An 11968-nucleotide genomic window follows, 5' to 3' on the forward strand; every position below is an offset into this window, starting at 1 on the left:
GTTTTAGAAAGGTGTGGATAGAATGGACGTTCTTACACATAAATGCCCAAACTGTGGGGGTCCTCTCACATTTGATCCAAAAGATCAAAAATTCCACTGTGACTATTGTTTAAATGTTTACACTGAGGAAGAAGTCAGTCAGTACGAACAAGAACAAAAAGCAGCCCGAGGGATTCACTCAGAAGATCAACCGCCTTCCCAACAAGATTCTGAAAAAGATTTTACTTTTACTGCAGATGAACAGTTGGAGCAGATGGATGAAGCAGAACGAAAAGCGTTTGAAGAAGCTGGTGGTTTTTCTGATCCTAGCGATCAAGCAACACCAGCTGAATCAGTGGAAGAAGAAACAGGAGCAACGATGGAACTATTTCTTTGTCCAAGCTGTGGAGCAGAGATCGTGACCGATGCAACAACGGCTGCTACTTACTGCTACTATTGTCACAATCCAGTTGTTTTATCCGGACGGTTAAGTGGAAAATTACTGCCAAATAAAGTCTTACCATTTGCAGTCGAAAAAGAAGAGGCGGTCGAAAAATTCTTAGCTTGGACAAAGAAAAAATGGTTTGTACCCAAAGAATTTTTCAATAAAGACCAAATCGACAAACTAACTGGCGTTTATTTTCCTTATTGGACAACGGATGCAACCGTTGACGGCTCTATGCAAGCGACCGGAACAGTGATTCGTATTTGGCGAGTGGGTGACATCGAGTATACAGAAACCAAACAGTTTGCTGTTCATCGAGAAGGCTCACTTTCCTTTAAAGAACTAGTAAAAAATGCATTGTCCAAGAATACCCAACAAAAAATGGTGGAAGCAGTCCAACCGTTTCCTTTGAACAAGGCAATTGACTTCAAAAGTCAGTATCTGGCAGGGTTTCAAGCAGAAAAACGAGATATCGAATATGAAGCAATCAAATCACAAGTGCAAGATGAACTGCAAGATTACTCCGAGAAATTGTTACGTGACACCGCAAATGGTTATACCACATTGACCAATGTTCGGACTTCGACAGATATCACTAGTGAGAATAATGAATATGTTCTTTTACCGGTATGGTTAGTCACTTATCGCAGTAGTGATGCCAATAAGAAAGTCTATTATTACGCCATGAATGGTCAAACAGGTAAAGTCAGCGGTGTTTTACCCATCAGTCATAAAAAACTGGGCTTGACGGCTTTTGGAATCTTTGCTGTATTGGCGATCCTCTTTATGATTGGAGGATACTTGATATGAAAAAAAGAATTTTACTTTTCTTTCTAGTCCTATTCGGTTTCTTTTGGAGTTCTTCCGTTGACGCTGCTACACCTGCAGTGAACGATGAAGCTGGTTTGTTCACGCAAGAGCAGATCCAATCTTTAGAGCAACAAATCCAGCCTATCAATGAGAAGATCAAAGGACAAATCTTTATCGTAACGACGACTTCCAACTCAGAAGAACCTCGAACGTTTGCAGATGATTACTTAAGAAATGCGATCGGTAATGATCAAAATGGGGCTGTTCTGTTGTTAGATATGGGACAACGTGAGATTTACATTTCAACTTCTGGTAATATGATCGATTATCTTGATGATGCTCGGATCAATGACACGTTAGATGATGTCTACGACCAAATGACGAATTCGGCTTATTTTGCAGCAGCTCAAGCCTATTTGACTAAAACTTCAGAATATGTAGAAGCTGGAGTTCCTGGAGGACATTATCAAATTGATGAAGAGACTGGTAAGATCACGCGGTATAAAGTGTTGACGACGACTGAAATAGTGATTTCTATCATCTTAGCCCTGGCATTGAGCCTCGTATTCTACTTTGTAACAGTTTCGAGGTATCAGTTGAAATCAGGAACTTATAAATACCCATTTAGAGAAAAATCAAACGTAAAATTAACGGATAAAACAGATCGCTTAACCAACTCCTTTGTCACTACACGCAGGATTCCAAAAAGCCCACCTCCTGGCAGCGGCGGTGGCGGAAGTACGACTCATTCCAGCGGTGGTGGGACTTTCGGTGGTGGTGGTCGAAGCTTTTAAAGCACCACAATAGGAACAATCATCCATAAATTAAGATGCTTCCTTCATGCATTGTCGTCAGCTAAAGCTGATACAACTACATGAAGGAAGCATCTTATGTTTTCCACTGATCCTGTTTAAAAGATAATATTGTCTTCCAATAAATCCATATTGGTGATAATGATCCGATGATCTTTAACGGTGATTATCCCATTTTCCTTCAGTTGTTTTAAGATCCTACTCACACTACTAGCGGTAGAGATTCCGCAAAACTTGGCGATTTCTTCATTAGTGATCACAAAATCGATCATCATGCCTTCTTCGGTCCGAACCCCAAATAAATCATATAACTCGTAAAGTTGCGTACATACGGCACCTAATTTCCCATTTAAAAGCATTTGTTGCATTTTTTTCATGGAATACAGCAAACGATACCGATAATACTCTTTTACATAGTGTTGCATCTTTGGATCTTCGTTGATATGTTCCCAAAATTTCACTCGATTGATTCGATAAAATTCTGCATATTCAGATTCAATCCGAATATTGTACGGCGAATCAATAAACTGCGAATATTCATCTTTTAAAAGTGAAACAATCTCTAGATCTTTAATATACCTCAAGTTGAACTCACGACCATCATTCGAGATGACACTTGCTTTGACCGTGCCTTCTTTTAAAATATACGTGTAACAATCCTCCACTCCTTCAAAAGTTAGATACTTATGATATCTTTTTCGTACAATTGGAAATTGATTTTTCTCTAAATATTCCTTTAGCACTCTGCTGTCCAATCATGCTCCCCCATCCAAACATTTATCTAAAAAAATAATACAAGATTTCTAAGTATTTTAAAGCCCAAAGGTATTTTACTAATGATATTAACATTTGTTAAGTACCATTTTAAATTATGTCTGTGATTTTTTTCTTCTTTTCGTTTCGTTATACTGCGAATGTAAAAAAAAATGAAAGAATTGAGGAAAAAAATATGAACTACTGGATGAAAACAATTATTAATCGACTTGAAACAGCTTATCAAACAAGATTTGACATGAAAGCTTCTTTGGTTTTCTTAAATGATGCTTACCAAAATTCGATTGAATTGATCAAAGCAGTCGATGAAAAACCATCGAATGAATTAGAAGAATTTTTAGAATTATTTATGACGACTCGAGACTTGTTCATTCGTCAATTGGTCGATCGCTATCCATCAAATTACCACGATGTTGAAGTACAAATCCAAAAATTAAAAGCTTATTCAGATTAAGGGGTAAACACAAAGCAAATGGAAAAAAAATTATTCAATAAACATTTTATCGGAATCACTCTTATTAATTTCATTGTCTATTTAATTTATTATTTACTGATGGTCATTATTGCCGTTATTGCTCAAGATGATTTACATGCTAGTATGAGCCAAGCAGGTTTTGCTTCTGGTATCTACATCATAGGTACACTATTGGCTCGTTTATTTATGGGTAAACAACTTGAATTATTTGGGCGCAAGTTTACTTTGCGTGGTGGAGCGATTTTTTATTTACTCTCTACTTTAGCCTATCTTTTCACCCCAACGATCGGCGTATTATATCTGGTACGTTTTTTAAATGGGTTTGGCTACGGGACCGTTTCGACAGCAACCAATGCGATCGTCACTGCCTATATTCCTGAATCAAAAAAAGGAGAAGGGATTAATTATTATGGTTTAAGTACTAGTTTAGCCGCTGCTATCGGACCCTTTTTAGGAATGATCTTGCTTAATCTGACTGATTTTCATTTTATTATTTGGTTTTCTATCGTTTTAGTTTTTCTTGTAACGATTGCCTGTCTGATGTTCCCAGTCAAAAACATTGATTTATCTGATACTCAAAGAAAATCACTACAATCTTGGAGTATCCATGGATTCATTGAGAAAAAAGCATTGTTCATTACAGGAATCGCCTTTTTAATGGGTCTTTCTTATTCAAGTGTTTTGTCCTTCTTGTCTTCTTATACGAAAGTCATTCATTTAGTCGCTGCAGGCTCCTTTTTCTTTGTGGTCTATGCGTTAGTTATCACCTTCACTCGCCCATTGACGGGACGTATTTTTGATGCTAAAGGCGAACAGTATGTCATGTATCCTAGCTATTTGTTCTTGACTGCTGGCTTGTTTCTACTAAGTGCGACAACGAACAGCATCACCTTACTTATTTCAGGCGCACTCGTTGGTTTAGGTTACGGGACTTTCATGTCAAACGGACAAGCAGTTTGTTTGAAAATCGTCAAAGAACACCGTATCAGTATCGCTCTTTCAACTTACTTCATCGGATTAGATCTAGGTCTAGGTGTTGGTCCCTACTTGATGGGAATATTGAAATCTTATACGTCATTTAGAGGATTATACATTGTTTCTGGTATCATTCCTTTGATCTGTACAGTTCTCTATATCGTTTATAATAAAAAAAAGAGCCACTCAGCAAAACTTGAATGGAATTAGTGATGATCTGAAACTGATTCAAGAAACGAATAAAAGGTGTTGAAGTATTCACCTCTAGCAAAACATTGGCCGAAGAATCCAAAGATAGAAGAAACTATTTTTGGATTCTTCGGCTTATTTTCATGATTAGATACTTCTGTCAAAACTCCTTTTTGTTTAGAAACAATCACTCAACTTTTATTCTGCTAACCCATAAACTTCTAGTTCATAAAGACGGACAGCTGTATCTGCGCCTTGAGTTGGTTGATCGATGATGACTCTCACAAATCGGGCAGTCGTTGCTGCAAAGGTATTTAGCGTTGAACCTTGCGTATTATTAGTTGTTCGCGAAACTTCTTGGAAATTTTCTCCGTCTGCACTCACTTCTATAGTATAAGCTTTGGTATTCATCCCTACACTTTCTCCTCCTGCAGAAGCGTGGGCCATGCGCACTTCACTGATCAATTTAGCTGTTCCTAAATCAACCGTGATGGTATGTGGCGCACTCCCTACAGCACACCATTTTGTTCCAAGATCACCATCGACAGCAAACTTTGGTGCCTCTGATTCATTCACATATGAAGAGGCTTCTGCTTTGGCACCTTTAGATAATAAACTCAGACCAGCTTGGGCATTCTTGGTAACCGTAACGATCCCTTTCATTTCAGTTGTCGTTTCTCCTGCTTCATTGATCGCTGTCAATTCTACATCGTAGCTTCCTTCTTTTGAATAAGTGACACGAGGCTGTTGCTCTGTACTTGACTCTACATCAGCACCTTTGAATGTCCACTTTAAGCTTTGGGTATTTCGTGAAGAGGTGTTCGTGAAAGTGATCGGTTCTCCTGGCGCTACCAAAGTTTTTGAGACAGTAAAGGAAGCACGTGGTAACTGAACAGGTGGCCAGTCAAAACTGTTTGGTCTGGAAGGTTCACCCTTGTTGCCATAGATATCAACTGGCACAACTTCGATAGCTGTAGCTGTTGCATTTTGACGTTCTAAGCCATTGATAAAATAATTATCAGCAGGTGTGGCTCCGATAAAGACACGTGTTCCATCGTCTAGAACTCGGTAAATTTCATAGTGTTTGATGCGATCTGCTTGTGGACTAGTCCAAGATAGTCTGATCCCGGCAAACATTGCTTCTTCGTCAAATGACAAATCATCGAACGTAACATCATTGACTGCTGTTGGACTCAGCACTTTTTTAGGTGTTGCAGAAATTTGACCTAAGAATAACTCATAATTCTCATTTGCTTTTGCTGAGGTTACCTCATAGGCAATCGACGTTACTTCTTTTCCAGTTGCTTTATTCAAAGGATAAGAAACCGTTGTCCAGTCATTCCCTATTTTTTTATTGCCATTAAACGTTTCAAATGTACCATCAGCAAAACCTAACACTAGTTTCAACGTGGTTCGATCAGATGCTTTGGCTGTCGTCGTAAATGACATGTTTTTCTCGACTTTGACTTTTGTTTGATACAGTTTGATCTTACTTGTTACTTTTTCCGCAAGTTTTCCTTTAAAAGCCAAGGAACTCCCACCATTAAAAGCAGTAGTATAGTCTACACTACCAGCTAATTTATTGCCAGCTCCTTCTTCGATAATATAGCGGTAAGTCGGCATGATATCTTGGAGACTTCGATTATTCCATTCATTTGTTGAAACTTGTTGCCCATTGCTAAAATAGCTGTAACCATTTCCGACATTGAAATTGGTGATAAAAGGCCATTGCGTAATAGCGGTTTGTTCAACCGAAAAAGTAGAGATTCCAGGCCAACTTGTGCCGGTTGGTAGTGTACTTTTAGTAGGATCCCCTTGTTCATTGATCCAGAATTTTTCTTCTTTTTGTTGGTAGTCCATTGGGTCATTGGAAGAAGAATAGGTCCAACTTGGGACGTAAAGCCCTAGTGAAGTATAGGGTATTCCCTTCTTATCCGTAAACAAATCCCATCTGACCCGTGTATCGTACCCTTTTTCTTGGACATCGATTCCCGCAAATAAATCATAGGGATCAATGGCTAAACTTTCTGCTTTTTCTTTTGATTTACGCAATAGATCTTGGCCTGCTAAGCTAGAGGTATTCCACCAAAAATTCAAAAACATGCTATCTGCTACTGGATTCAAATTAGCATCCACTAAATAATCTTGGTTTTGATCAGTTAACGCATTCTGCCAATCCATTTTCCCGTCATTCGTCATGGAATCGTACCACATAACCTCTAACGTACCAGCTGATTTTTGTTTAAATTCCACAATCAGTTCTTTCATTAAATCAGCGTGTTTTTTCGTTAGATTGGTTTCTGTCTCTTGATTGATGAACCATCCATCAAACCCATATCTTTGTGCGACTTCGATCATCTTGTCCACGATTGGAAAATGACCTTGAGCATCTTTTTCTAAAAAGGTATTCAACCATTCGATTTTTCCGCCATGGGCCCCTTGTGGAAAAAAGATCGTGCCTAAAACAGGCACACCATTTTTATGCGCCGCATCGGTAACATCTGGGCTTGGCGGAACAATGATACCTTCGCCAGCTGAGCCTCCCCAATAAACCAATTGATCAATATATTGCCAATTCGAAAAAACATTTGCATCAAACTGATTGCTCCCTCTTGGTGCATTTTCACTAGTGCTATTATTCATGATCGAAAGTGCGACAACCTTCATCTTTTCGTTTTGGGTAGTATTCGATTTTAATAAGTGCGATTTCTCCACTCGTGTGGCTAAAGGCTCAACACTAACATTGTATTTCGCATCTGCATCCTGATCAAACGTCCATTTAAGCAATTCATCAGGGAACCAGTAAGAGGACTCCGGTTGATTATCCATCGAAACCCTTACCTCGGGATTTGTGGCATCTACTTGTGCATAAACGACCGGTTCTTTCAGTGCAATTCCCATCATCACCGTTACCAACAATCCAGCTAAAGTACCTTCTAACTTCTTCATTACTTCCTCCTATGATTTGATCTTATCTAATCGCTTGCTGCAACTGTTCACTCGTTACTCCTTTCTCAATTATTATCTCCCACAATTTATGATAGCGCTTACCAAAAAGGGTGTACATGAACAAACTATAGCTTTCTTGATACAAATTATAGGTGTTATCAATGAATGAATTTTATGAGAACATACACTTTTATTGGTCTTTCTGATTAATAAAAACACTCTGTGTGGTGTTCATGGATTTTTTTCAATTGTTCGTTCGTTAATTTCTGACTGGTCACTAAATAATCGATTTCATGACTAGCAATTGCTTGATGAATGAAGCGTTGTTCTAATTTATCCTGTGTAGCTAACACCATCAAATGATTGGCTTGTTTACGAAACGCTCTTTTTACTAACGCTTCTCCTTCATGCGTTTCCGTCACGCCTTGATTAAAATCAAATCCTCGACAGCTGATGATTGCAAGGTCAGCAGCATAAGTCAAAATATCATTATACGCTTTTGCTCCGTTGATCGTTGCTCGTTTTTGAACGATTTTACCACCGACGATCGATACTTTTGCTGAAGTAAATTCACTTAGCATCGCAGCAGTAATGACCCCATTCGTAATGATTTGCAGCCCCTCAAATCGACCTAAATTTCGAACTAAATGCAAACTAGTTGTACTAGAGTCTAAAAATAAAACCATATCATCTTTGATCAAATTAGCTGCAATATCCGCAATATAACGTTTTTCACTTTCTTCCTCTAAATGGGTGATTTTCATCATATATGGTACATCGATTTTCTGATTATCTACTAACATAGCCCCACCACGGACTCTTCGGATCAGACCACTTTGTTCTAAGACAACAAGATCTCGTTTCACTGTCGCTTCACTGTAATTTACTAAATCGATCAATTCAGTAATCCTGGCAAATTGGTTGATTTTCAAATGATTGACAATCGTTTGTTGTCGCTCTTCTACGTCACTTAACATCTTCCCCACTCCTTTCTCATTCGCTTTATTTTACCATAAACAAAGATGCCTCCACCTACATCCAAAAACAGAATCGAGCGGTTAGAATGAAAATGCTTCGCTATAGGACATCAGCCGAAACAACTAAAGTTAGCGATTCATTGGCTTATTCCTAGAAATACTGAGCATTTTTTCATGACCACTCGATTTCGATTTCATTGGAGACTGAGCCAAAACTTGTCTCGGTCTCTTCTAGTATCTCTAAAACGAATAAACGGTGAGAAATTCGTCTTATTTATAACACTTGGCTTGATCGATCGTGTTTAAGATCGTCATTTTATGTTTCACTACTTCCTGTACTTTTTGATTCGCATAAGGGTAGATCATATTCGGTTCATACATTTCCGGGTTTTCATTTAAGATTTCTCTTAAAGCATCGAAAAAGACACTTTTAAGATCCGAACTAAGGTTGACCTTAGCTACACCATATTTAACTGCTTCGCTTACTTCTTTATCCGGATTTCCTGAACCACCATGCAAAACAAACGGCAAATCGATGGTCTCATTCAATTCTTTCAATAACTCGATATTCAGTTTTGGTGTTTTATCTTTAGGATATAAGCCATGTGCTGTTCCAATAGCGATAGCTAATGTATCAATATTCGTTTCTTCAACAAACTGTTTTGCTTGTTCAGGATCTGTGTAAATAATATTAGCTGCCCCACCTTCTGCTGACCCATTATTCCCAATCGTACCAATTTCTGCTTCGACTGACACATCTACCTCGTGAGCTAGAGCCACCACTTCTTTAGTTATCTTTATATTTTCATCAAACGATTGTAAGGAGGCATCAATCATGACCGAGGTATAGCCATTGCGGATGGCACGTAACACATCACTTACTTTACCGCCATGGTCAAGATGGATGACTACAGGTACTTTACTTTTATGCGCATAAGCTCGAACAGCAGCAACAAATTCATCATTCAAGTAAGCAATCTCATCGGGATGGATCTCTAAAATCACTGGTGCATTTAACCGTTCTACTTCTTCCATGATTGCCTTTAACATATCATAACTACAAATATTAAAAGCAGGAACAGCAAATTGATTGTCTTTAGCTACTTTCAATAACTCTTTCATTGTATATAACATTATACTTCCACCTCATTTATTATTTTTTCTTGCTTCACTATTTTTTCTTCATTTCCGACTTGTTCTTCGCTTGATTTCTTTAATAATCCAAGTGAAAGAGCCGTAACTACTGTCCCAGCACCAATCGCTAGCAAATACATGGGTAGGTGATTGATCACGTTAGGTATCAGCATGACCCAAATCCCACCATGAGGAGCAATGGATGTGACACCGGCAGCCATTGAGATACCCGCTGCAGTAGCAGAGCCGAGAATCAAGCTCGGAATGACTCGAATCGGATCTGAAACTGCGAAGGGAATCGCTCCTTCTGTAATATAAGAAGCACCAAGCACCCAACAAGATTGACCAGAAGTCCGTTCTTCTTTCGTAAATTTTTTCTTGAACAACAGTGTGGCTAAAGCGATCCCCAGCGGTGGGGTCATTCCAGCTGCCATACATGCTGCGATCGGTGCATTGACTCCGGCAGACATCAAACCAATGGAAAAAGTTGAGATCGATTTATTGATCGGCCCTCCCATATCAGCTGCCATCATCACGCCGATGATCAAGCCAAACATTAATCCGGAAGTATTACCTAAACTATTCAACCAATTGGTTAATACTTCTAATAACCACGAAATGGGTTGTTCGATTACAAAAACCATTGCTAAACCAATGATCAAGATAGATATTAACGGAACGACGATCAATTGATACATCGCTAAGATACCTTTTTTTACAGGAATTTTATTTGCCAGAAAATCTGTCACATACCCTGCTAACAGCCCCCCAATCATCCCCCCAAGAAATCCAGAACCACCAGTAGATGCCAGTAGCCCTGCCACGATCCCAGGTGCAAAGCCAGCTTTCCCCGCAATAGAGGTCGCAATCCCTGCCCCTAAAGCTGGCACCATCATAGCAAAAGCGGTGTCTCCGCCAATTCTAGAAAATGCGGCAGCTAGGACATTATAGTCAGCTGATTCAGGATCCGCTGCAGTGATCCCAAAAGCAAAACTTAATGCGATAATAATTCCGCCCGCAATCACAAACGGTAACATATAGTTCACACCACTCATAAAATGGTTATAAAGTGTGGCTTTTTGTTTCGTGGCTTTTGTTTGTTCAACTGATTGAGCAATTTCTAACGTATTGATCCCTTTTAATGCTTCATCAATTACCAATTCTGGTTCTTTAATTGCTCGACTCGTTGAAACTTTTTTGATTCTTTTACCCGTAAAACGTTGCATATCAATTTCTTTATCAATTGCTAGAATAATCGCATCTGCTTCAGCAATCTCTTTTGTAGTTAACCTATTTTCCGTTTTGATTCCTTGCGTTTCAAACTTTGCATCATGGCCTAGTTTTTTAGCAGTCCCTTCTAATTTCTCAGCGGACATATACGTATGCGCAATTCCCGTAGGACATGCGGTAACACCAATTATTTTCATCGTTATTCTCCCCTATCTGCTTATTCAATAACGGTCTCAGTTGATGCGTGTGACATTATTCGATGATTCATTTAACGGATTGCTTTTTCTTCATTTTTTAAAACGGTCATAATTTCTGAGGCTGAATTTGCTTCTTTGATTTGTTTTCTAAAGTTTGGATCAATTAATCGCCTTGACAACGCACTGAGAATCTCAAGATGACTGTCAGCAGCGTTTGCAGGAACCACGATTGCAAAAGTATATGCAATTGGCTCCCCATCTAAGCCAAGATATTCTGTAATCTGGCTGCTACGAACAAAACAAATGGTTGGTGTAATGACAGCCTTGCTTTTAGCATGTGGGATACCAAATCCAGCTTCAATCCCTGTAGGCACTTCCTCTTCTCTTTTGAATAATGCTTTGATTATTTTTTTTGCACTTTTTACTCTATGTGTGGTTTCAAGTGTAGTACCGATACATTCAAATAATGATTTTTTTGATCGAATTGAGTCATCGAAAAGAATCAATTCTTCTGAAATCAGTTGACTAATCTCCACTCCATATAGCCTCCTTTCACTATTTGTTAACGCTTTCTAATAACTGTGGCAAGTATAGCATCCCTAATTCAGCCATTCAATGCTTTGAACGAATAACGAAAAATGGATCAAAATTTTAAAAAATCAGTCAAAAAAATGATCGATAGTGATCATCAAAATAAGAGGTTCATGTGTTTCAGACCTTACTTATATAAAAAAACACAACGTATTTTGACCGTTACAATCAAAATACGTTGTGTTTATTGATGATCAATCAATTCTTTCCCAGTCAATCGTTTCTCCAGGAACTTTATCGGTATTCCACCATTTTGCACGATATTTTACACCTTTATACATGACAATATCCCCAGCAACATACACTTTATCTTTATCCCAAGTTTCAATTGAAGGATCTTCCGTGTTGCCATTGTTATTATCATCATCGGTAATATTTCCTACATCACCTTTCATTTCATCACGATATTCCCAGATTTTCTTCGTTAATTT

At 38.5% G+C, this 11968-nt stretch carries 11 protein-coding genes; 4 read left to right on the forward strand and 7 right to left on the reverse strand.

The window, feature by feature from the left end:
* The first annotated feature begins 22 nt into the window (after nt 1–22).
* Together IGL30_RS09705 and IGL30_RS09710 are read left to right on the forward strand one after the other, a co-directional pair.
* Complete coding sequence (locus IGL30_RS09705) at nt 23–1234, forward strand: ATP-binding protein (RefSeq protein ID WP_088745427.1); 1212 nt, start codon at nt 23–25, stop codon at nt 1232–1234.
* Entirely contained in the window at nt 1231–2028 is a 798-nt protein-coding gene (locus tag IGL30_RS09710) for a TPM domain-containing protein (protein ID WP_010738043.1), read from the forward strand. The genes IGL30_RS09705 and IGL30_RS09710 overlap by 4 nt, the downstream gene beginning before the upstream one ends.
* A gap of 116 nt (nt 2029–2144) precedes the next feature.
* Here IGL30_RS09710 and IGL30_RS09715 read toward each other — a convergent pair whose 3' ends face one another.
* Nucleotides 2145–2801, reverse strand: a complete 657-nt coding sequence (locus IGL30_RS09715; RefSeq protein WP_010738044.1) for a Crp/Fnr family transcriptional regulator — start codon at nt 2799–2801, stop codon at nt 2145–2147.
* A gap of 194 nt (nt 2802–2995) precedes the next feature.
* Here IGL30_RS09715 and IGL30_RS09720 point away from each other — a divergent pair, with 194 nt between their 5' ends.
* Nucleotides 2996–3274, forward strand: a complete 279-nt coding sequence (locus IGL30_RS09720) for a hypothetical protein (protein WP_010718697.1) — start codon at nt 2996–2998, stop codon at nt 3272–3274.
* A gap of 18 nt (nt 3275–3292) precedes the next feature.
* Nucleotides 3293–4480: an MFS transporter gene (locus IGL30_RS09725; RefSeq protein WP_010738045.1), complete on the forward strand. Its 1188-nt coding sequence runs from the start codon at nt 3293–3295 to the stop codon at nt 4478–4480.
* Between the two features lie 177 nt (nt 4481–4657).
* Here IGL30_RS09725 and IGL30_RS09730 read toward each other — a convergent pair whose 3' ends face one another.
* The 6 genes from IGL30_RS09730 to IGL30_RS09755 form a co-directional block, all read right to left on the reverse strand.
* Nucleotides 4658–7408 carry an endo-beta-N-acetylglucosaminidase gene (locus IGL30_RS09730; protein ID WP_430618200.1) on the reverse strand — a complete coding sequence of 917 codons (2751 nt, stop codon included), beginning with the start codon at nt 7406–7408 and terminating at the stop codon, nt 4658–4660.
* Between the two features lie 206 nt (nt 7409–7614).
* Nucleotides 7615–8385, reverse strand: coding sequence for a DeoR/GlpR family DNA-binding transcription regulator (locus IGL30_RS09735; protein WP_010718700.1), 771 nt, complete (start codon nt 8383–8385; stop codon nt 7615–7617).
* Between the two features lie 270 nt (nt 8386–8655).
* Nucleotides 8656–9519 carry a ketose-bisphosphate aldolase gene (locus tag IGL30_RS09740; RefSeq protein WP_088745430.1) on the reverse strand — a complete coding sequence of 288 codons (864 nt, stop codon included), beginning with the start codon at nt 9517–9519 and terminating at the stop codon, nt 8656–8658.
* Nucleotides 9519–10946 (reverse strand): PTS fructose transporter subunit IIC, encoded by a 1428-nt coding sequence (locus tag IGL30_RS09745; protein WP_123875151.1) that lies wholly within the window; start codon nt 10944–10946, stop codon nt 9519–9521. The genes IGL30_RS09740 and IGL30_RS09745 overlap by 1 nt, the downstream gene beginning before the upstream one ends.
* A gap of 71 nt (nt 10947–11017) precedes the next feature.
* Nucleotides 11018–11482 (reverse strand): PTS sugar transporter subunit IIA, encoded by a 465-nt coding sequence (locus IGL30_RS09750; RefSeq protein WP_053765737.1) that lies wholly within the window; start codon nt 11480–11482, stop codon nt 11018–11020.
* A gap of 249 nt (nt 11483–11731) precedes the next feature.
* The gene (locus tag IGL30_RS09755) at nt 11732–11932 is read right to left on the reverse strand and encodes a carbohydrate-binding protein (protein WP_325813097.1); all 201 of its coding nucleotides are present in this window, start codon (nt 11930–11932) and stop codon (nt 11732–11734) included.
* Between the last annotated feature and the right edge of the window lie 36 nt (nt 11933–11968).

Origin of the sequence: Enterococcus sp. DIV1089c, assembly GCF_050530965.1 — a bacterium.
Taxonomy (GTDB): Bacteria; Bacillota; Bacilli; order Lactobacillales; family Enterococcaceae; genus Enterococcus_B; species Enterococcus_B hirae.